This window comes from Paenibacillus sp. UNC499MF (assembly GCF_900107975.1).
GTDB lineage: Bacteria > Bacillota > Bacilli > Paenibacillales > NBRC-103111 > Paenibacillus_F.
Window position 1 is genome coordinate 149,470 of the sequence record NZ_FNVF01000004.1, and the last position, 22,053, is coordinate 171,522.

The 22,053-nt window shown below is 53.1% G+C and carries 18 protein-coding genes; 10 read left to right on the top strand and 8 right to left on the bottom strand.

Annotated elements, in window-relative coordinates; translation table 11 throughout:
* Positions 1 to 49 precede the first annotated feature (49 nt).
* The 4 genes from C4S74_RS11475 to C4S74_RS11490 all read right to left on the bottom strand — a co-directional run bounded on the left by C4S74_RS11475 (position 50) and on the right by C4S74_RS11490 (position 3,091).
* On the bottom strand, positions 50 to 772 hold the full coding sequence (locus C4S74_RS11475) for a glycosyltransferase (protein ID WP_103995466.1): 723 nt from the start codon (positions 770 to 772) through the stop codon (positions 50 to 52).
* The gene (locus C4S74_RS11480; RefSeq protein ID WP_103995467.1) at positions 772 to 1,512 is read right to left on the bottom strand and encodes a glycosyltransferase family 2 protein; all 741 of its coding nucleotides are present in this window, start codon (positions 1,510 to 1,512) and stop codon (positions 772 to 774) included. The genes C4S74_RS11475 and C4S74_RS11480 overlap by 1 nt, the downstream gene beginning before the upstream one ends.
* Positions 1,513 to 1,746: 234 nt before the next feature.
* Positions 1,747 to 2,526: a DUF4179 domain-containing protein gene (locus C4S74_RS11485; protein WP_103995468.1), complete on the bottom strand. Its 780-nt coding sequence runs from the start codon at positions 2,524 to 2,526 to the stop codon at positions 1,747 to 1,749.
* Complete coding sequence (locus tag C4S74_RS11490; protein WP_103995469.1) at positions 2,504 to 3,091, bottom strand: sigma-70 family RNA polymerase sigma factor; 588 nt, start codon at positions 3,089 to 3,091, stop codon at positions 2,504 to 2,506. The genes C4S74_RS11485 and C4S74_RS11490 overlap by 23 nt, the downstream gene beginning before the upstream one ends.
* Before the next feature lie 328 nt (positions 3,092 to 3,419).
* On the opposite strand from C4S74_RS11490, the gene C4S74_RS11495 reads away from it, so the two are divergent.
* From C4S74_RS11495 to C4S74_RS11520, 5 genes are all read left to right on the top strand, one after another.
* On the top strand, positions 3,420 to 4,010 hold the full coding sequence (locus C4S74_RS11495; RefSeq protein WP_103995470.1) for a S26 family signal peptidase: 591 nt from the start codon (positions 3,420 to 3,422) through the stop codon (positions 4,008 to 4,010).
* A 152-nt stretch (positions 4,011 to 4,162) separates the two neighbouring features.
* The gene (locus tag C4S74_RS11500; protein WP_103995471.1) at positions 4,163 to 7,576 is read left to right on the top strand and encodes a response regulator; all 3,414 of its coding nucleotides are present in this window, start codon (positions 4,163 to 4,165) and stop codon (positions 7,574 to 7,576) included.
* A gap of 42 nt (positions 7,577 to 7,618) precedes the next feature.
* Positions 7,619 to 8,833 (top strand): ATP-binding protein, encoded by a 1,215-nt coding sequence (locus tag C4S74_RS11505; RefSeq protein WP_103995472.1) that lies wholly within the window; start codon positions 7,619 to 7,621, stop codon positions 8,831 to 8,833.
* 504 nt (positions 8,834 to 9,337) lie between these two features.
* The gene (locus tag C4S74_RS11515; RefSeq protein WP_258042459.1) at positions 9,338 to 11,116 is read left to right on the top strand and encodes an HSP90 family protein; all 1,779 of its coding nucleotides are present in this window, start codon (positions 9,338 to 9,340) and stop codon (positions 11,114 to 11,116) included.
* Positions 11,113 to 12,180, top strand: a complete 1,068-nt coding sequence (locus C4S74_RS11520) for a hypothetical protein (RefSeq protein WP_103995474.1) — start codon at positions 11,113 to 11,115, stop codon at positions 12,178 to 12,180. The genes C4S74_RS11515 and C4S74_RS11520 overlap by 4 nt, the downstream gene beginning before the upstream one ends.
* 26 nt (positions 12,181 to 12,206) lie before the next feature.
* Here the strand turns inward: C4S74_RS11520 and C4S74_RS11525 are convergent, their stop codons facing one another.
* A complete protein-coding gene (locus C4S74_RS11525) occupies positions 12,207 to 13,358 on the bottom strand; it encodes a GIY-YIG nuclease family protein (RefSeq protein ID WP_103995475.1) in 1,152 nt (383 codons plus the stop codon).
* A 194-nt stretch (positions 13,359 to 13,552) separates the two neighbouring features.
* Between C4S74_RS11525 and C4S74_RS11530 the strand changes: the two genes are divergently transcribed.
* On the top strand, positions 13,553 to 14,926 hold the full coding sequence (locus tag C4S74_RS11530) for a metallophosphoesterase family protein (RefSeq protein WP_103995476.1): 1,374 nt from the start codon (positions 13,553 to 13,555) through the stop codon (positions 14,924 to 14,926).
* A gap of 202 nt (positions 14,927 to 15,128) precedes the next feature.
* Here C4S74_RS11530 and C4S74_RS11535 read toward each other — a convergent pair whose 3' ends face one another.
* A complete protein-coding gene (locus tag C4S74_RS11535; protein ID WP_219819054.1) occupies positions 15,129 to 15,968 on the bottom strand; it encodes a creatininase family protein in 840 nt (279 codons plus the stop codon).
* Positions 15,969 to 16,208: 240 nt separating this feature from the next.
* On the opposite strand from C4S74_RS11535, the gene C4S74_RS11540 reads away from it, so the two are divergent.
* The 3 genes from C4S74_RS11540 (at position 16,209) to C4S74_RS11550 (ending at position 18,387) form a co-directional block, all read left to right on the top strand.
* Complete coding sequence (locus C4S74_RS11540) at positions 16,209 to 16,550, top strand: zinc ribbon domain-containing protein YjdM (RefSeq protein WP_103995477.1); 342 nt, start codon at positions 16,209 to 16,211, stop codon at positions 16,548 to 16,550.
* A gap of 164 nt (positions 16,551 to 16,714) precedes the next feature.
* Positions 16,715 to 17,233: a GNAT family N-acetyltransferase gene (locus tag C4S74_RS11545; protein WP_103995478.1), complete on the top strand. Its 519-nt coding sequence runs from the start codon at positions 16,715 to 16,717 to the stop codon at positions 17,231 to 17,233.
* A gap of 92 nt (positions 17,234 to 17,325) precedes the next feature.
* A complete protein-coding gene (locus C4S74_RS11550) occupies positions 17,326 to 18,387 on the top strand; it encodes an LLM class flavin-dependent oxidoreductase (protein WP_103995479.1) in 1,062 nt (353 codons plus the stop codon).
* A gap of 352 nt (positions 18,388 to 18,739) precedes the next feature.
* Here the strand turns inward: C4S74_RS11550 and C4S74_RS11555 are convergent, their stop codons facing one another.
* On the bottom strand, positions 18,740 to 20,200 hold the full coding sequence (locus C4S74_RS11555; protein WP_103995480.1) for an MFS transporter: 1,461 nt from the start codon (positions 20,198 to 20,200) through the stop codon (positions 18,740 to 18,742).
* Between the two features lie 85 nt (positions 20,201 to 20,285).
* On the bottom strand, positions 20,286 to 20,750 hold the full coding sequence (locus tag C4S74_RS11560; RefSeq protein ID WP_103995481.1) for a MarR family winged helix-turn-helix transcriptional regulator: 465 nt from the start codon (positions 20,748 to 20,750) through the stop codon (positions 20,286 to 20,288).
* Between the two features lie 336 nt (positions 20,751 to 21,086).
* Between C4S74_RS11560 and C4S74_RS11565 the strand changes: the two genes are divergently transcribed.
* A complete protein-coding gene (locus tag C4S74_RS11565; RefSeq protein WP_258042460.1) occupies positions 21,087 to 22,010 on the top strand; it encodes a putative RNA methyltransferase in 924 nt (307 codons plus the stop codon).
* Positions 22,011 to 22,053 lie beyond the last annotated feature (43 nt).

Here is a 22,053-nt window from a genome sequence, read left to right on the forward strand (position 1 = left end):
CCGCGTCCCTTAAGGCACGGCGCCTTAAATCGCCGTGAACTTAAAGGTCCTAACTCCGGCGGCTTACGAATTCCTGCGGGTTCTTCGCTCTCACCAGTCTGGCGTTCCTTGTCAAAAGCTGCCGGTCGCTTATGATCCACGTATGATTTTTGGAATTTTTTCTGCGGATCGCCAGAAAGTTATGGGGGCTCCCTGAATAAATCTCAAAGCCTTTTGCTTTGCTGTCGGAACAAAATTTCACGCATTCGCCCCGGTTCAGATCCGGGAAGCCGACTTTATCGAACAGGTGCCGCTTCACGAGGAGGGTTGCCCCTTGTACCAGGGAGACAGGCCGGTTTTTCCGGGCGGGATAACGCAGAAGGAGAGTCTTCGTCCCGGACAAATACATATAATGGGCCCGCTTCCCTACAATGTCGGCACCGGTTTTCAGCATGGTCCTCATACTGTCCGTCAAATAGTCCGGGGCATAATAATCGTCATCGTCAAATTTAGCGATCCGGTTGTATTTCGATAAACGGACGCCGAAATTCATACACATCCCGAGGGACATTTGCCCGGGCAAGCTGTATATCCGGACATGTTTATAGGCTTTTGCGGCTTTAATATACTCATTTGCCTTCAGGTCGTCCTGATTCAGGATCACGATCAGTTCTTTGTTTCTGAAGTTTTGCCTGCCGTAGTTCCGGAAAAGAGTCTCCATGCAGTCCCTTCGTTTGGTACAAGTAATGATGGAAACGGCATGTTCCCGCCGATCGGCATCGTGGTTCGCCATTAGAGAACGCCGTCCTTGAGCTTTCTTTGCACGAATTTCTTGTAATCGCTCACGCCCGGGATTTTCTTGTGATGGGCAATTAGCTCTTTATCACTGATGATCCAAGTATGGTTGCTGGAATTTTTCCGGCGTACGGCAGCGAAATTGTTTTTTCCCGCGGAGTAGACTTTGAACCCTTTTTTCTTGCTTCTTATGCAAAAAAGATCATCTTCCCCGACGTTCCGGTCCGGAAACGGAACCTTCTTCAAAACGTCGCGTTTAATGACGAGTGTGGCTCCCGGCAATCTCGTTACGGGGCGATTTTCATCCTGCGCAAAACGGAGGATAAGCGTCTTCGACCCGCGGAGGTACATATAATGGGCCCGCTTTCCTATAATATCGGCTTTTGTTTGCCGGAAAGTCCGCAAGCTTTCGGTGAGATAATAGGGAGCGTAATAGTCGTCGTCGTCAAACTTGGCAATATAGCCGTGTTTTGCTTTTTTCACCGCGTAATTCAAGCAAGCGCCGAGAGAAGTTTTTTCCGAAACCCGGAAGATGCGGACATTCCGGATTTTTTTGGCCGACTCCCGGTAGGGAGCCAGCGGTATCTTATCGTTATTCACCACAATGATGAGTTCTTTGGCCGCGTGGTCCTGTCTTTTGTAATTATCGAGCAGATTTTTTAAATAGCTCCGGCGGTTTGTGCATGTGATAACGGAAACTCCCTGTTTTTTAATCGAGCCCGTTGAACTGTCTTTCATATTCCCTTCCTCCTATCCGCAAAACTGCGTACCCTCACAATCTACGATATGTAGAATGCTAGTAATAGGAACGGCAAGCCGGGAAAATAGAGCATAAGCACAAGCTGTGCCGATGTCTGTTGAGGGAAAAACAGTGCGTTTGAAAGACGGGGAATGTGATGCACATGTCAAAAGACGCCGGGCCGCCGGCGTCTTTTTCCTGATTCATATTCTCCAAATTTTTATCTGCCGGACTTAATGCGCTTTCTCGGAGGCTTGCTTGGCTTTGCTCTGATCAATCGTGAACTGCGCTTTCCAGCTGCCTTTCACGGCGCCGATGCGGTTAATATCCACGTTCAGGCGGATAGACTCGGGCAGCTTGGCGTTTATGGCGAAAGCAAGCACGCCCTCCGGCTGATCCTTCTCGGCGATGCCTGTGTTGATTTCGTTTCCGGCCGCGTCCGTCAAGGTGAACGGAAGATGGTCCTTTTTACCTGTGCCGATAAAGCTGAGGACCGAAAAACCTTCCAATCCCTTCTCCTGATAGGTCGGATTTTCGACCTGCTTGCCGTTCTTCTTGCCGTCATTAATGACATTCAGGCCGCGGGTATCGAATTCGTAAGGAACGAGCTTCCCGTCTTCCCCGGTGATCTTATAGTGTACGAGTACTTTGCTATCCTCGACGTATACTTCGGAGAACTGGACGGTGAGGCCGCGATCGGTAATTTTCTCGTTCATCTGAACCGACAAGCCTTCGGAAAGGGCGCGTTTGGTGCCTTCATTGACCAGCCCGTTGATGTTGGCCGAATCTTTGAAGAAGTAAGACGTTCCGCCCAGGGAGGCGAATACACTCGTGGGAACAAGGATAGCGGCGGCGATACTGAAGGCGACAAGTCTTTTTTTCATGGGTTTGGACTCCTTTTTTTTATGAAATTCGAGGAAGGATTGGCGGACACGCCGATCCACTTCCTGCGGGATCTCAACGTTTTCGATTTGATCTTTCAGTGTTTCTTTAATGTTTTCTGGAATAGACATTCGGGTAAGCCTCCTCGTCCAATTGAGTGTCGAATTTATTTCGCAGTTGCTTCAAAGCCAGATGTACTCTGGATTTTACCGTGCCCGACGGAATCGCCAGCAGTTCGGCAATTTCGTCGTACGTATACTCGTAGAAGTAGCGGTATATAATGACCACCCTGAGTTTATAGGGCAGCCGATTAATGGCATCCCGCACATCCTGCCGAAGTTCGTTGCCGGCCAGAGCTTCATCCGGCGTCTCCACATGCGGCTCTTCGCTCAGACGAGAAGTTTTGTCGGTCAGACGGAATCGCCTCCAGAGCTGCCGGCGCCAACTGCTCACCTGCCGGATGACAATTCCGTTCAGCCAGAAATGAAAAGGACGGCTGCGGTCGTAGCCGGGCAATGCGCGCCACAGCTGGTAATAAATTTCACTCACGATATCGTTGACGTCTTCTTTATTGGAAACGAGCACGGCGACGGTTCCGTAAACTTTGCGCCGGGTCATGCGATAAATCTCTTCCATCGCTTCCTGATCCCCGGCCGCCAGCCGGTCGAGCCAATGTTCGAGCTGTTCATCATTCATTCGAGGGCCCCCTGAACTTGTATACATGAGAGATTGGCTCTTCGGGCCGAAAAGGTTCACTGATTTTAAAAAAAATTTGCGAAAGGATACAAGGTTATCCGGATACGCCTCGCGGCGGACTTGCTTTCACGGATAGTAGGACGAACGGGGGCGGAAAAGGTTAGGGGAAGTATGGGAAGGAAAGAAGTGCCGGACGGGCATATGTTGTCGACAAGGTGGAAATTTTCATTATCTATGCGGGCTTACCGCTTTTTTGGAAAGGCGGAGAAACATATGGGATGAATGTGCGAATAAACAATAGTTAATTGCATGCGGAGGAGGATAAACCATGAAACAATGGCTTTTGGCAGGCCTTCTGCTAGGCTCGCTTGCCGCTTGTTCCGAAAAGGCGATAGAGGACAAAGTTACGAAGGAGTCCATTACAGAAGTATCCGCCGGAAACGGCACAATCGTGAACCCGCTAAGTGACGCGATGGACCGCGGTCAGCATGAATTGGAGAAGAATGTGGCGGTAGATACCGCCTATTATAAAACCCGGATCGTGGCAAGAGGGGACATCGTTTACTATGGGGATAAGAGTGTATCCAGAGTGGTCGCGCTTCCGAATGAGAAAATAAAGATAAAGAACGGACAAATTTATATTAACGGGGCCAAACTGGCTGCGTTTTACGGAGCTGCCCATGTTCGGGGCTATGATGATAAAGAGTTCCAAGCGAGTGACATGGAAGAGCCGGCCAAACAAAATCTGATCGCTGAAATTTTTAAAAAAGAAGTCAGCGAGATTACTTTGGGCGGTGACGAAGTATTCGTCATTGGCGACGATTGGTCCAGAAGCGGCGCCCCCACCTCTCGCAGCTTGTCTTTGCAAGATATAAAGGGCCGGGTAATCGGAGTCTGTACCGCATGCGGCAATCCGTGACGGCGGGCCCTTCCAGCTCCCGTTTTGTGTCCCTCGCCGTACACGATGTATTCCCCTGCGCTTTCCAGCCCCGTTCCGCCCCATCCCGCACTACCCATGACGCCCGCGGAAAGTTATAATTGCTTTATTGGGGAAAGGCAGGGTGGACAGGCATGAACATTAAACTGAAGGTATGGTTGGGAGCCGCCGTTTCGATCCTCGTTATAGGCGGCTTAACCGCGATTGCTTGCGTATTTTTAGACGGAGTGTTTTTGGCTCTTTCTTTGATTTTAGGATTATTCGGCCTGACTGCGGGCATTTATCTCATTGTGGACGTCCACCGGGGAATCAACAGAGGCATGCACCGGGTCTCGCAGATCGTCGGAGACATGACGCAGGGTACGGTAGACCCTTCCGACCGTTCCGCCGAGGCGGGGGACGAGTTCGGGCAGCTGGCGCAGTCTTTCCGCTCTCTGGCGGTAGATTTGTACAACAAAACCGAAGAGGAGCGCATCCTGCGCCTCGAAGCGGAGGAGCAGGCATGGATCAACGTCCATGTCACGGAGATGGCGATCCTGCTGCAGGGGTCCGTTCAAATCGATACGGCTTCGCGGATATTCATCGGCAAGCTGGCTTCGTGCGTACAAGCGGCCTATGGGGCACTTTATGTACAAAAAGACGGCCTGCTGCAATTCGCGGCCGGCTACGCTTACGATGATACGGCGGCTGAGCGGCGGCAGCCGATTGCTTTGGGCAGCGGCCTTGTAGGCCAGTGCGCCCTGGACAAGCAGACGATTCTGCTGCGGGATCTTCCGGACGGTTATGTGAAAATTCATTCGGCGCTGGGCGATACGAAGCCTGCGGCGTTAATAATCGTCCCCGTCTGCTATGAAGATGAAGTCGTTGCCGTTATCGAATTGGCTTCATTGCGGGATTTTACGTCCAAAGAACGCCAGTTGATCGATCAGACCGGCGCGAATATGGGAATTCTGCTTAATACGCTGGCGGATGTGGTACGGATCGGCGAGCTTCTGAAAGAAACCCAGCTGCAGAAGGAAGAGCTGGAAGCTCAAACCGAGGAGCTTCAAGCCCAGACGGAAGAGCTGCAGGCACAGACCGTGGAATTGCAGATGCAGGCGGAGGAGCTTGAAAGCCAGACGGAAGAGCTGCAGGCTCAAACCGAAGAACTCCAAATGCAGGCGGACAACCTGCACACGTCCAACGAGCGGCTCCAGGAAGAGATGAAGCTTACTGAGCTTCAGAAAGAGGAAATCAGGCAGCAGGCGGAGGAACTGAGAGCTCAAACGGATGAATTGTTCGAGTCCAACAACCAGCTCCAGGAGCAGATGGAACTGACCGAGCTGCAGAAGACCGAGATCGCCGAGCAGGCCGACGAGCTCAAAGAACAGGCGGAGGAACTGCTTGCCTCCAACGAGAATCTGAAGCGGCAGGTCGAGCTGACCGAACAGCAGAAGGTCGAAATCAAAGAGCAGGCCGATGAAATTTTTATGGCGGCTCAATATAAATCGGAGTTTCTCGCGAACGTTTCGCACGAGCTGCGGACGCCTCTTAACAGTCTGCTGATCCTTTCTCAGATCCTTGCGGAAAACAAGGAAGGAAATCTTCAATCCAGACAGCTTGAATACATTCATACCATTTTCTCGGCAGGGAAGGACCTGCTTACGCTGATTGACGAGATTCTGGATCTGGCGAAGCTGGAAGTCGGCAAAATGACGGCGGTCGTCGAGCCGACCTACCTGAAAGATGTCAGCAGCCATTTATACCGCCATTTCGAACAACAGGCACGGGAGAAAAATGTCCATTTTGACATACACAGCGACAGACGGCTTCCCGAAAGCATCCTGACGGACGGCCACAGACTGCAGCAAATCTTGAACAACCTGCTGTCCAATGCGCTTAAATTTACGGAAAAGGGGGCCGTCACGCTTTCCATTCAAACGGCCCCCGCTCCATCCGGCGGCGCGGACGGATCCGCCGCCGAGGAAGTCGTCTTCTCCGTCACCGATACGGGGATCGGCATTCCCGCCTCGAAGCTCGAAAGCATCTTCGAGGCGTTCCAGCAGGCGGACGGCACGACCAGCCGCAAATACGGCGGCACGGGCCTCGGCCTGACGATCTGCCGGGAGCTGGCGGCGCTGCTGGGCGGCCGGATCGAGGTCCGCTCGGCGGAAGGGGAAGGAAGCACCTTCTCCCTTCATCTGCCGGCCTCGCAGCCGGATACGGCCGGTTCCCAGGCCGCGGCGGCGGCCGACACCACGTCCGCTGCATCCGAGCAGGCCAAGCGCGGGAAAAGCAGCTTCCAGGAGTCCTTCGTCCCGGATATCTCCATCTCGAATCCGAAGCTGCTTCAGCTCGCGGAGCTGGAAGACGACCGCGACAACCTTCAGCCGGGCGATACGCTGCTGCTGATCATCGAGGAGGACGCCGAGTTTGCGTCCACGCTGCTGAACCTGGCGCGGCAGCGAAACTTCAAGGCCATTGTCGCCTCCCAGGGAGACCAGGGGCTGGCCTTGGCTCACGCGTACAAGCCGGATGCGATTCTGCTCGACATCCAGCTTCCCGTGCTGGACGGCTGGTCCATTATCAGCCGCTTGAAAGGCCGCCCGGAGCTCAGACATATTCCGATTCATGTCATTTCGACGGCCGATGAGAACCAGCAGGGGCTGGCCATGGGGGCGCTCGCCTTCTGGAAGAAGCCGAACGACGTCCACGAGCTGGAGGCGGCCTTCCTGCAGATCGAATCCTACATCCGCAGGCGTACGAAGAGTCTGCTCATTGTGGAAGACAACCCGGTTCTGCGCAGCAGCCTAGTCGCGTTTATCGCCCATCCGGACGTCAATATCGTCGCGGTCCCAACGGGCCGGGAGGCACTGGAACAACTGGCCTCCCATCATTTTGACTGCATGGTGCTCGATCTGGGCCTGTCCGATATTTCCGGCTTCGATCTGCTTGAGCAGGTCAAGACCAACCGCAAGCTTCAGACGCTGCCGGTCATCATTTATACGGGGAAGGAATTGAGCAAGCAGGACGAGCAGCGCCTCCATCATTACGCGGAAAGTATTGTGATCAAGAACGTAAGGTCCATGGAAAGGCTGTATGATGAAACGGCTCTCTATCTCCACCGTAAACATGCGGATCTGCCTGCGGACAAGCAGCAGCTTATCGAGAAGCTCCATAACCCGGAAGCGGCGTTCCAGGACAAGAACATTTTGCTGGTGGATGACGATATGCGAAATATTTTTGCTTTGTCCAGTGTGCTAGAAGGGTATAACATGAATATAAAGTTTGCCCAGAACGGCAAAGAGGCTTTGAGCATTCTCGGGGATCATCCCGAAGTCGATCTGGTTTTCATGGATATCATGATGCCTGAGATGGACGGCTACGAGACCATGAGGGAGATTCGCAAAATGCCGGCGTTCGAGAAGCTCGTCATCATCGCGCTGACAGCAAGAGCCATGGACGAGGACCGGGTCAAATGTCTGCAGGCAGGCGCCTCCGATTACATCTCGAAACCGATTAATACCACACAGTTAGTCAGTATGCTCAAGACCTGGTTGATCACCTAGATCATTTACCGGATCCGTGCGAGCTTGTTACGGGGGATCAGAATGAAGTATCCGATTCGCATTTTATTGGTCGATGACCGGCCGGAAGATTTTCTCACCATACAAGCGCTGCTGGTTGATACGCCTTATCAGTTAATCCGGGCGTCCTCCGGGATGGAGGCTTTGAAGTTTCTGCTGGAAAGCGAATATGCCCTCATCATTATGGATGTCCTGATGCCGGACATGAACGGGTTCGAAACGGCGGAGCGAATCAAGAGACGCAAAAAGTCGGAGGACATTCCGATCATTTTCCTGACTGCTCTTACCCCGGAAGTCGAAGATTATATGAAAGCTTATACGGCGGGCGGAATCGATTATTTGACGAAACCTTTTCATTCCGACGTGTTAAGAAGCAAGATCGAAGGGTTTGTACGTTTGTACAAAGCGCGCAAAGAGCTTCAGATCAAAACAAACGAGCTTCAGCGGCAAGCCCTGGAGCTGGAAGAAGCCAACCGCGTGCTGACCCAGCTTAAGGAAACGGCCGAGGTCGCTTCGAGGATCAAATCCGGTTTTCTGGCCATGATGAGCCATGAGATCCGCACCCCGCTGAACGGCATCCTCGCCTTGTCGGATATATTGAGGGCTTCGGATTTGAAGCAGGACGACGCGGAAATGGCCGAGATTATTCATACGAGCGGACACGCTCTGTTATCCGTCATCAACCATATCCTCGATTTCACTAAAATCGAATCGGGGAAGATGGAGCTCGACTATGAGCCGTTCAATCTCACGATCTGTCTGAAAGAAACGATGGACCTGTTCCGTGCTCTGGCACGCGAGCGCAACCTTCGTCTGGAAGCGCACATAGAGCCTGGAATTCCCGAGGTCCTGATCGGCGATTCCAATCGGCTGAGGCAGGTGCTGAACAATCTGATCGGAAACGCGGTCAAGTTTACGGAAACCGGCAGCGTGAAGGTAACGGTCAGCCAAAAAAGGGTAGATGGTAATCTGATCACCCTTGAGTTTATCGTGGAGGATACCGGAATAGGCATTCCCGCAGACAAAATGAATCACTTGTTTCAGCCCTTTACGCAGATTGACGCCACCATCAGCCGGAAATTCGGCGGCACGGGACTCGGCTTGTCGATTTGCAAAACACTGGTCAATTTGATGGGCGGAACTATCTATGCCCGGTCGAACGTCGCAAAAGGAGCGGTCTTCGTGTTCACCATCCAGGCCGGCATCCCTGCGGGCATGCTAAGCAATCCGTCCCGTTGAAAAAGCACCCCTTACATGTTCACGGTTGTCCCTCGAAGGGAACGATCCGTGATCGGGTAAGGGGTGCTTTTTTTACCGGAGTCAGCCGGGTTGAATCAATAACCGCCGCTCCCGGAAGGGTCAATCCTGCGGGAATGCATCTGGAGACACGCGCCCCGGAATCCGGGCCTGCTTCAGAAATTGAAGCAAGCAGCTCCTCGTTGAATTTCTCCGGCTCGTCGAACATCATGGCATGCCCGCTGCCTTCGAAATGCACGATGCGGGACTGCGGAATGCTCTGGCGGGTAAGCTCGGCCAGCTCGGGCTCTTCATCCGGTAAACTGCGGAATACATGGGATCGGTATGTAGCGAATTGTTTATTTTATTTAATACAAATAAATAAGGGTAATTCAATTTAAAATAAACTCTAAATACAGTTAATTTTTATCTACACGCCTAAATTTACAATTTGGTATACTAATTTTAACCAATTTGTGATTATAAAATTTTAAAAGGACGATGAAAATGATGAACTTTCAGGTTAATTTACAGGGTGTCATTGATTTGCTGTCGAATCACCTTTACTCCGATCCAGGGGTCTTTATCCGGGAGTTGCTTCAGAACGGCGTAGATGCCGTTACGGCAAGAAAACGACTCGGACAGGAGTTTAAAGGAGAAGTAAAAGTAGAGGTGTTCTCTTCAAATACGATTTCTTTCTCCGACAATGGCTGCGGCTTAACGGAAAAGGAAATCGAGCAATTTCTCGCCAAGATCGGAAGCTCCACCAAACGGGAAGATCAGGATCTTGCAGATGATTATATCGGACAATTCGGCGTCGGTCTTCTGTCCTGCTTTGTCGTCAGCGAAGAGATCGTACTGATTACCCGTTCGGCAAACGGGGAAGGCGACTCTTTGGAATGGCGGGGCAAGCCGGACGGCACCTATTCCATCAAAAAATTAGAGCGCCAAGTTCCTGTAGGAACTACGGTATATTTGAAAGCGAAAACGGATTACGAAGAGTATTTCGAATTTTACCGGTTGAGAGAGTTATTGGAGAAATACGGGGAGTTCCTGCCGACACCGATTATATTGTCCGAGGATAACTACGAAGTGAACATCAATACTTCCATCCCGCCGTGGGATATGGAGAAACAAGAAGCCATGGATTTTGTAGAGGAAACGGCCTATTCCAGACCCATGGATGTAATCTCGCTTAGTTCGGTCATCGGGGGCGTTAAGGGCATCGCTTCGATCCTGCCTTATGCGGTAAGCCTGCAGGATGAGAAAAAACATCGTGTTTATTTGAAAGGCATGCTTTTGTCCGATAAAATGAGCAGTGTTTTGCCGCCTTGGGCTTTTTTTGTGAACGGGATTATTAATACGGAAAATTTACGGCCCACGGCTTCACGGGAAGCTTTCCAGGAAAACGATTTGTTTTTTAGCGTTAGGGATGAACTCGGAGAATGCATCAAGAACTACTTGATCGAATTATCCCAGGAGAATCAGGAGCTGTTTAAACGCATCGTACTGGTACACTATGCTTCTATCAAAACAATGGCTGTTGAAGATGAAGAGCTTTACGAGCTTTTTATCCGGCACTTGAGTTTTGAAACTTCTTTCGGCGATCTTAAAATGGCGGAAATTCTTGAAAGACATACCCATCTGTTAGTGGCGCCCACTCTGGATGAATTCCGGCAGGTAGCGCGGGTGGCTAAGGCGCAGGATTTGATGGTTATCAATGGCGGGTTTGTTCATGACTTGGATCTCGTACTGAATCTGCGCAGCGTTGTGGACGATGTTTCCGTTGATGTTCTGGATATTTTGGAATTTGCAAACCGGTTTAAAGAGCTGAGCGTTATGGAAAAACAAGAAACCCGGCCTTTCCTTGATTATTCTAATGAAATACTCCGGAATTTCCAGTGCCGCTCCGTAGTCAGATGGTTTGAGCCTGCTGATATTCCGGTTCTATACAATACGAATCAGGAAGTTAATTTCTTTAAGCTGGCGGAAGAGAGCGAGAAGGAAGCGAACCCTCTATTCGCTGAAGCCGTGCGCGTCGTCAAAAATGAGCTGTACGATCAACCCTTTGCGAGGCTTTGTTATAACTACAACAATCCCATTGTCCGGAAAGCCATGGAGTCTCGCGACTTGGAAGCCCAGAAAGCTTGCGTCGAGCTGCTTTATACCCAAGCGCTGTTGCTGGGGAACCATCCTTTAAGCCCGGCGGAGCTTTCCATGATGAACGAATCGTTGTTTCATTTCATGAATATGGGTTTGGACCGGATGCCTGAGGTCGGACAATGAAGCAACGTTTCGATGAATTGAGGCGCGGAAGCTGGAGCATGCCGGACGGAAAACAGAAGCTGGCGGTCATGGAGGAAATGATTCGAATAGCTGATCTTTACATGACGGAAGAAGACTCTTACCACGTCCGGATGAATTACACGTCAGCGGCCATGGATGCGGGCTTTTCGGAAAAAATGTTAATCTCGTTTGCCTGGTGTGTAGCCAAATTCGATCAAAATCCGGGGAGATACTCGCATTTTGATTTACTCTGGCATTATAAATGGATTCTGGACAGCGTATGGAGAATACCCGAAATTACGTTTGAGCAGATGGAGCGGATGTTCGAGGATTTTAAAGAAAGATGCATCCGCTATGGGTATAATTTGCGGGCCTACCACCAGAAGCGGGTAAACTTGTTTATCTCGCTTGGGATGCTTCAGGAAGCTGCCGAGTCTTACAAGCTGTGGAGATCGACGCCAAGGGACTCACTGGCGGACTGCCAAGCCTGCGAACAGAACTTATTCGGGGAATTTTCATTTAAAATGAATCATTTAAAAAGAGGCATGCAGGCCGTGAAGCCCATTCTGGAAGGCAGGATGAGGTGCGGATCGGTTCCGCAAAATACGTACAGCCTGATTATCATGCCTTTGCTGAAATTAAAAGAGTATGACAGGGCCGTCTCAATTGCGAAGAAGGCCGTCCGTGAACTCGAAGGCCCGCAATATTTGGAGGAATACGGGGTTTTCCTGGAATTCTTCACCATAACCGATATGGCTAAGGCGACAAAACTTTATGAGCAGACGATAAGATACGGCCTGGAGAGCAAAATAGGCTGGTCCAGGCTGCAATATTTTTACTCGGTCCGTTTGTTTCTGAATGAGTGGGGAAAGACGAAGCGAAGGAAAAGGCTGGCCGAGTCAGACCGCGTTACTTTGCCCTGGATCGACCATGAGATCGCAAAGCTGACGGAAGCGTTCAACCGCAGAAACGGAAGCACCTACGTGAATGAATTTCTTGCGGAAAAGCAACAGCATACCGAGAGACTCGTTGCCGCTTACCGGCACAACAGCAACAGCCAGTAACAAAATCATGATTCGTATAAGAAGAATCAAGCGTCGGGGCCTTCCTGGTCCCCGGCGCTTTTTTGCGCGCGTACATAACCCGCAATCAACTCTTCAACCGCTTCTCCAAGCTCGTCCTCATGCCCGGGAACGAGCCAGCGTCCGGGAACGATCAGATAGCTGCGGGCGCTCCCTTGCAGAAAGCTGTACAGGATCTGCGCCTCGTCAATATCGTGCCGGCTGATTTTGGGGCGGGGTGACACTGGTTCTTCCGGGCGGAAGGCAGCCAGAATCGCAGAGCGTATCCCCATGCGGAGCGCATGCGGCGCTGCCGGCCCGTTCCGGTCACCGCATGGAGCCGCGACTTTGGCATCCCGCACAATGCGGTTCCCTTTAACGAGGATAAGCTTAGCCTCCCGTTCGTTAATGGGTTCAAGGATGACGATGTTCCGGTCTTCTTCGGCGAATCCGATCACCTTCTCACCCCGGATCAGGGAACCGACGGTTTTCATCAGGTCCCGGTATTTGGCGGCGGCTTCGAAATGGTGATTTTCGGCCGCTTCCATCATCCGCCGTTCCAGATCCTGCAGAACAACCGGAGGTTTCCCGCTCAAGGAAGAGATGATTTTATCAAGGATGGCGTTGTAGGCTCTTACGGCGTCCTCCCTGCCCGTGCACATTCCAATGCATAAGCCGAGAGAGTGATTGAGACAGGGCGAGTGCTTGGCGTGGGGACTGCTGCAGAGTATCCGGTAGCTTTCCCGGAGTCCTTGGACGGCTTTTTCCACCGTACTTCTGCTCGTGTAGGGCCCGAAAAAAAGATCGCCTTCCTGCCCGGCAGGGTCGTTCGTAATGTCGATACGGCGGAGACCCTCCCGGCTGCTCCGGATGACCAGATACGTATAGGCGAGGGGATTTTTCATTTTTTTATTGTACAAAGGCTTCAGTTGTTTGATTAACCGGCACTCCAGCATGAAAGCCTCGAATTCCGTATCCGTCAGCCGGATCTCGAAATCGCGGATGTTGCTTATGAGTCGTTTGACTTTGGGAGAATGGGCCTTGGAATGCTGAAAATAGGTTTGGACTCTTTTCTTGAGAGACTTGGCTTTGCCCACATAAATGATATGGCCCAGGCGGTCCTTCATCAAGTAAACGCCGGGTGTTAAGGGGAGGTTTTTTACCTTTTCCGCGAGATTCATAGAAATCCCTCCATTGCTCTTGTACAGCCCTGTCATTATATCAAATGCCTGATCGGACAGAAAGCGCGGCGGACTCGGGGAACCGGGATCCAAGGGGAAAAAGGAAATTAATCTGCCCCAAATAAACTGTTAATATTTACCAAACATTTCTTTGCTAGGATGAAGTGATTTCATTCTTGTTTGAAGGGGTGTGTATGATGTACAAATTCAGCAAGTCCAAGTGGCTCGCCGTGCCCATGGCCGTTTTCGTGGCGGCGGCCGTCGTTTTACCGGGAGCGGGCCCCGGTGCTCTGGGAAGCTCCACAGCGTCCGCGGCAGGCACCAAGACTCCGACGGCTTTGGCGCTGACGTTCAACGGCGATGCCAAAACCTCGCAGGGCTTCGCCTGGTATACCGATCCCGCCGTTACCGGCACGAAGCTGCAGGTGGTGGAATCGTCTCTCGTTACCGGCGGCGTATGGCCGGGGAGCGGCGTCATTACCTTCGAGGGGAACACGGCGCCGATCCAGGTTTATCAGTCGAGCTCGGACAAGAGTGCGGGCAAGAAGACCGCTTACGCCGATCATAAGGTGACGGCAACGGGCTTAAAGCCGGGCACCCAGTACACGTACCGCGCCGGAGACGGCCAGGAGGGCAACTGGAGCGAGACCGGCACGTTCAAGACCGAGGAACAGAGCGGCGGAGCGTTCACGTTCCTGTACACGACGGACCCGCAGGGTACGACCGAGCGGGAATACGCGACCTGGAACCATACGCTGGAGGAAGCGGTCAAGAAGTTTCCCGCGTCCCGTTTTATTACGGTTACGGGGGATCTGGTCGATAACGGAGATATCGAGAACCAATGGTTTTGGCTGCTGGGCAAGCCGCAGGCCATTCTGAAGAAGATGCCTCTCGTGCCCGCGCTCGGCAACCATGAGAGCAAGTCGAACAACAACTTCTGGTACCACTTCAACCTGCCGAACACCTCCAATACGGGAGCGAAACCGGACGGATCGGTATACGCCTTCGATTACGGCTCCGCCCGTTTCCTGGTCATCAATACCGAGTACAATGAGGCGAAAGGCACCGACGCCGTGTACCGGAAACAGGAAGAGTGGCTGAGAGCGGAAGCGGCCAAGACGGATAAGAAGTGGAAGATCGTCCTGTTCCACAAGTCTCCTTATTCCGTGGCGAATCATACCTCCGACAGCGACGTGCTTTTCTTCCGCAAGAAGCTTACGGCTTTATTCGACGAGATCGGTGTCGACGTCGTGCTGAGCGGTCACGATCATACGTATACGCGCACCTATCCGATGTACAATAACGTGCCGCAGAAAGACACGGCGGCGGATAAAGACGGTAACCTGATTAATCCGAAGGGAACCCTTTATCTGGTCAGCAATGCCGCCGGAGACAAAAGGTACACGCCGAAGTCGGGGCCGTTCCCTTTTGCGTTTAAATACGGCCAGCCGGGCAAGGAAATGTTCACGGGCATTACCGTGGCAAACGATAAAATCTCGTTCCAGGTGTATACGACGACGGAAACGGGCGCGACTGCTCTGTACGACCAGTTCGGCATCGTCAAATAGGACGCCTCGCCCTTGGAGCAGCGGAGTGATTTCATTAACATCCGCATATTAATGGAATAAATGCTTAAGCGAGCAAGAGAGCCCCAACGAATCCGATTCGAATGGGGCTCTCTGTTTATCCCGTTCTCGCAGAAGCGAGTTTGGCTAACGAGCGTTGCTATCCGTCTAACCGGTTAAGGAGCAAAGACCCCTTCTCCCGAAGTTACGGGGTCTTTTTGCCGCGCTTAGCGGCGTACTCTTTGATCCGGACTGCGGCAAAGCGAGCAAAGCATTCGATGAAATCCGGATCAGAGGGCACTTTTTTATAGTCGGCGGGTGCTCCAAAGTAGCCCAAAGGCGTTAGTTCCTTTGCATGTTGACCTCCTCTTTGCCATTCCTTAAGATGCTCGAAGGTTAGCCGGGCAGGAGGCAGTTTCTGCGCGAGAGCTTCATCGACAAGTCCGGGAAAATGTTTGCGCATACTTGCCGTTCCGTTTTCTCCCGCATGGATATCCGGGAACGGGGTAGGCCGGGGTTCTTCCAAGGGAACCTGGAAAATGAGAAAGTGCTCATCGTCTTCCTGAATCCTTAAATCCTCGGCGATCCAGTGGGAGATAACGGATTTCACATCCATTTGCAGCCGGATTCTCGCCTCTTTAATCGCTTCGTACAAGGCCATTCCATGTTTGTGGTCCCCGTGCACATCGACCAGGAATGCCTGATGAATCCCCCATCGCCCAAGACAGTCGAAAATATCGTATAACATCGCTTGGACGGTTTCTGTTCTGGCCGTGAATGAACCCGTGAACGACCCGGTAATCTGATTGATCCCCCAGTAAAAAGGCGGTGCGATCAGGGTGCGGATACCTTCCGCCTCCAATTCCTCGAGCATGAGCTTGCAGATCAGGTGACTCTCGTAAATGTCCTTCCCCGTGCAGATATGGGGCCCCTGCTGTTCAATAACGCCCGAAGGTAGCAGCACAACGGCTCCCTCCATAATAGCCGCTTCGATTTCGGTCCAGCTCATGTCAGCCATCGTCTTTTCGAATAAGGAATAAGCCAAGTTTAATCCCCCCGGGTATCGCTATTTAATGAATATGATTACAAATTATAGGAGAAAGTAATGAAAATACAAGTCTGTTTATGAATCCGTTGTTTTGCTATACTTTCAAAAAACAAGGAAGACCCGGCTCGTGCCGGTTCACTTTAAGGCAGGCAAACCGCGGAATGTTTGTCAGGACGATGAGAGTATGGCAGAATATAAAGATAGAAGGTACTGACTAGCGAATGGAGAACAGAACTTATGTCGAATCTGCCAAACTGTCCGGCATGCAATTCCGAATATACATATGAGGATGGAAACCTTCTGGTTTGTCCGGAATGTGCCCATGAATGGAATTCCGATTCCGAATCCGGTAACGGGGAAGAAGAAAAGGTTGTTAAAGATGCCAACGGCAATATTTTAAAAGACGGTGATTCCGTCTCCGTCATCAAAGACCTGAAAGTTAAAGGAAGCTCTTCCGTTCTGAAGATAGGCACCAAGGTAAAAAACATCCGTCTCGTGGACGGAGATCATGATATCGATTGTAAAATCGACGGCTTCGGAGCCATGAAATTAAAGTCGGAGTTCGTTAAGAAAATTTAATGCGAAAATAGAGCAAAAACGAGCCTGTATCAGGAAGCCCTCTGACTTGGAGGGCTTTATTTTTGCATCACCGTGACCGGGCGGTCCATCGGGACAGACGGGCGTAGTACCTTCAAAAAAATCTTAACTTTAAGATACATGAGACAGCGAAAGGAAGAAGACTTATGAACAGGGAATCGTTTGACGAAGTATTTGAATTAATGGAAGCTTCTTTTCCCGATACGGAAATTAGGACTTATGAAGGGCAGCGGAGGCTGCTTGATCATCCCGCTTACCGACTTAACGTAAGCCGGAACGAGAACGGGGATATCCTCGCTTTTATGGGAGTCTGGGAATTCGAAGGGTTTCGTTTCGTGGAGCATATTGCGGTCAACCCGAACATGCGGGGAGGAGGCATAGGCAGAAAAATGATGACAGCCTATACGAGCGAATCCGCGACTCCCGTTGTACTTGAAGTAGAGCCGGCGAGCGACACCGATTCCAAGCGGAGAATTGAGTTCTACGAGCGTCTCGGCTTTCATTTGAACGCTTTCGATTATTTTCAGCCTCCCCTCAGGGAAGGACAGCCGGAGCTTGCCCTGCAAATCATGAGCTATCCCGGTCCGATGAGCGAAGAACAATTTCTGCCGTACAAAAAGGTGCTGATGGCCGAGGTCTACAAACAGCCCGCATCCAGCCGGTAAAGCCGACATCGTGAACGGTACGACGGCCGATTTGAGCCTGCACGCTTTCAAAGCTGCGGAAGACGGAACCTAAAAATCAGGAGGACTGCACAATGGAGATAGGGATAAGCACGTTTGTGGAAACGACGCCGGACGTTCATACCGGGGAGGTAATCAGTCACGCGCAGAGGCTGCGTGAGGTTGTGGAAGAGATCGTACTCGCCGACCGGGTGGGGCTGGACGTGTACGGGGTAGGGGAGCATCACCGCAAAGATTATGCGGCTTCTTCTCCAGCGATCGTATTGGCCGCAGCCGCGCCGCAGACAAAGCGGATCCGGCTGACCAGCGCGGTCACGGTGCTCTCTTCGGCGGACCCCGTACGCGTGTTCCAGGATTTCGCCACGCTGGACGGCATATCGGGCGGCCGCGCGGAAATCATGGCGGGCCGGGGCTCCTTCATCGAGTCGTTCCCGCTGTTCGGCTACGATCTGGACCATTACAACGAGCTGTTCGATGAGAAGCTGGAACTTCTTCTGAAGATCCGCGCGTCCGAGAAAGTGACCTGGCAGGGCGGCCACCGGCCCGCAATCGACAACCTGGGCGTGTATCCGCGTCCGGTTCAGGACCCTTTGCCGGTCTGGATCGGCAGCGGAGGTAACCAGGAGTCCGTAGTCCGCGCCGGTCTGCTCGGTCTGCCCCTTGTGCTGGCCATCATCGGAGGCAGTCCCGTGCAGTTCGCGCCCCTCGTGCAGCTCTACAAAAAAGCGGCCGCTCATGCGGGCCACGACGCCTCGAAGCTGCCGGTCGCCTCGCATTCGCACGGCTTTATCGCCGAGACGACGGAGCTGGCGGCCGACAAGTTTTTCCCGTCTACGCAGGCCGTCATGAACGTGCTGGGACGGGAGCGGGGCTGGGGGCCTTACGACCGGTCCAGCTTCGATTCCGCGCGGAGCTTTAACGGAGCCCTGTACGTGGGGGACCCGGAAACTGTCGCGCGCAAGATCATTCATCTTCGCAAGAACGTGGGCATTACCCGGTTCCTGCTGCACGTGCCGGTCGGCACGATGCCTCATGACGAAGTCATGAGAGCCATCGAGCTGCTGGGAACCGAAGTGGCGCCGCGGGTACGCGAGGAAGTAACCGCATGGGAAGCGGAAGGCGGCGAGAAAGCCTAGCCGCGGCCGGGAAGAAGCCGATGAACGCGGCTGGCGCGGGTGTGCGGCAGGACTACGTAACGGAAAAGCGGTAATCGCGAAGACAATAAAGCCCGTTAGCTTGTTTTAAGCTAAACGGGCTTTTTTTAGAGAATAGGCGGGTTTAAGACCTCCCGCAGCTAGTTCACAGGCCGTGTGGGCTGGAGTCCGGACGAAGGCTTTTTCTGCGGCAAACACGCTGGGAGGTCAGGCCATCAGGCTCCGGCTCTCTCGGCCGAGCGTACGGTTAGTTCTGATTAGCAATCGTTTCGGCTGCGAACATTGCGGACCAACGCTCGTCCATCCGTCTCGTCCATCCGCCATCTCTCCAGTCTCAGGTGCGCGTCTGCGTTTTCGGCTGCACTCCCGGTGCCGCCCCCGGCTGACTCCGGCGACGCCTTTCCAGGTAAAAACTAAAGCCCAGCAGGGCTGCAGCTCCCGCGCAAAGCCACACGTTGATTTCGAACACCGAGCTCAACGCGCCGAGAAGCCGGTCCGGTTCCGAAGAAGCGGACTGAGCCGCTCCTTGGACGACTCCGAGCCCCAAAGCGGCTCCGACGACCATGCCCAGGTTGCGGGTTAACGCGATCATGCCGCCAATAGAGCCAACGTGCTCTTTCGGCGCGTGATGGAGAATGGTGCTGTTGTTCGGCGAGGTAATCAGGCCCATGCCTAGGCCGACCAGCGCCAGAAGAGCGGCCAATCCCGCTATAGGCAGCCCGCCGAGGCCGAAGGAGAATACAGCCGCACCGCCGCCCATGGCAAGCAGTCCGAGAAGGACGAGCAGGCCCGAGCCGAAGCGGTCCGATAAATGACCGGCGAACGGACCGGTGACGGCGAGCAGAATCGGATAGGCCGTCATGACTGCTCCGGCGGCTGACGGGGACATCCCGGATACGCCGGACAAGTAGAACGGGAGAGTGACCAGGAAGCTGTTGGCGAGCACGAATGCCACGCAGCTGATGATGAGGCCGGCGGACAGCGCGGGGATCCGGAAAGCCCGTACGGGAATGAACGGATTCATCTGCCTCCGTTCCCAGATCAGGAAGACGGCCAGCAGGAGCGCCGCAGATGCCAGCACGAACACCGATATCGGAGACAGCCATCCCCTGGATGAGCTGCCGGATATCGTCCAGATGACGGAGCTGATGATCGCCATGAACATTAAGCCTCCTATTGTATCGAAAGGAGCGGATGGGCGCTTTTCCATGGCGGGAGCGGGCGGAATATAGCGGAAAGCCAGCACGGTTGCGATAGCCGCGACAGGCACGTGAATGAGGAACAGCCAGTGCCAGTTCAGCCACTCCGCAACCATTCCGCCGGCGATAGGCCCGCTCATGGCGCCGAGAGCGACGGCGGTATTAACCGTTCCCAGCGCGCGTCCCCGGTTTTCTTTGGGCAGGTGCAGGGTTATCAGCGCCATATTGGTCGCCTGAAACATGGCCGCGCCGACCGCCTGCACGATTCTGAAACCGAGCAGCGCCCCTATGCCGGGAGAGAAAGCGACCAGTACGGAGCTGACGCCGAACAGGACGTACCCGAGGTTGTGGATGAGACGGAAGCCCCAGCGGTCTCCCAGCTTGCCCATCACAGGCAGCAGGGAAGCGATAACGAGCAGGTATCCGGTCGTAATCCACTGGGCCGTGCCGAGCGTAGTCCCGAAGATGGCGGCAAATTGGGGCAGAGAAACATTCACGATCCCGGCCGTAAAATGCGAAATGAAGGCGCCCAGGCATATAGCCGTTACCATGAGCGATGGCCGGAGTTCCTTTGTCCGTATTGTTGCGGATTGCACGATCAATCACCTCCGATAATGGTATAGATACTAAACTAATAAGACAAAAAAATAATGCTCTTGTCGTTCAGGCCCTATGGGGTCTTTATTTTTTTAAAAAAGCGATCAATTTGTCGATGCAGGTATCGAACACTTCGATTTCCTGCTCGGTAAGCTCCCCCCGGAGCTGTGCGTAGAAAGCGCGATGCACCTCGTCATGAGCCGTATGGGCTTCCTTGCCCTTGTCGGTCAGCGAAAGGAGCGTTCCCCGGGAATCTTCCGGATGCGGTGAACGCACGACCAGCTCCTTGGACTCCAGGCGCGCAATAAGCTGAGTCACCGCTCCCTTCGTGATTTCCAGCCTTCCGGCCAGCTCGCTCATAAGAATGCCGCCCTCGGTTCCGATCGCCTCAATCGTGTGGATTTCGCTGGGAGTGAGCGGTCCCGCGCTTCCGAAAGTCTGGGGCCGCCGTTCAAGCCGGCGGAGCTGCAGGATCAGACGGCCGAGGCTGCGGCCGCTGCCGGTATCATCCGTTCTGTTGTCAGTCTGAGAAGTTCTATTCTTTTCCATGGATTTAGTATAGGTTCTAAACTATCTGTTGTCAAAGAAAAATTCCGGCCGGCATTATCCGCCTCTATGAAGCCGAAAACAGCGGATGCCTTCCAATCTCGCGGTCGAAACATAATGACTTCTTGATTCATCTGCTATAATGAAAGAGAAGGAGCCTGAGCTTCTTCCATATAATAAGCAAGGAGAACTGCGGATCATGATCATCCAATTCATCCGATATCGTTAATGAAAGGTACAGCTAAGCCAAACTCTTCCGTTTTTTTACGAAATGGATCAGGGTTTGTTTACCTGTGCCTTTTTCATTCAACTATTTCGAATGAACGGGGTGTTTTTGGCATGTCTTGGGAAAAAAACGGGGCCGCCCGGCTTTTGGCGGCCCATGAAACGATATTCAGCTGTCCCGTCTGCGACGGGCGGATGAAAGTAATAGAAGGAAGAAGTCTGCGCTGCGGCGGAGGCCACAATTTCGATCTCGCGAGAGAAGGATATCTGAATCTGCTCACGCAAGCCGTTAAGAGCAAATACGGCAAAAGTCTTTTCGCCGCGCGTAAAGCCGTAAACGAAAACGGGCTTTTCGACCCGATACGCGACGAAATCGCTGAACGGATTGCGGAAGGCGTTCCACCGGATAAACGGCGCTCCCGCCTTCGAATACTCGATGCCGGCTGCGGAGAAGGCTCTCTTTTATCGGGTATCAAGAGACAAGTGAGCGGCCGGACCAAAGGGGATTTGCTGGCGGTCGGCATGGACCTCGCGAAGGAAGGGGTCCGGCTGGCGTCCAAAGGAGATGCGGAAGCGCTGTGGTGTGCGGCAGATCTTGCAAAGGCGCCTTTCCGGGCGGCCTCGTTCGACGTTATTCTGAACATCCTGTCGCCCTCCAATTATGCGGAATTCGGCAGGCTGTTGAGCGGGGACGGGCTGCTGATCAAGGTTGTCCCCGAGCAAGATTACCTACGTGAAATCCGCAGGAGGCTGTATGCCGGCACACAGCGGGAAGCGTACTCAAGCCGCCGGGCCGTGGAGCGGTTCCGGGAACGCTTTACGCTTCTGGACAGCAGGCGGCTGAAGTACACCTGGCAGCTCCGGCCGGGGCTGCTGGAGCCTCTGCTGGACATGACGCCTTTAGCCTGGGGTGCCGGGAAAGACCGGCTGCGGGAGGTTTTGGCCATGGAAGCGGATGAAGTCACGGTAGACGTTACCGTTCTTTGCGGCAGCCCCATACAGCCGTCCGCGACAGGACTTCGCCGGCCTTTGATTTAATGTGCAGGTCTGCAGGTGCAGGCCCGCCGCAAAGGGGAAGCGT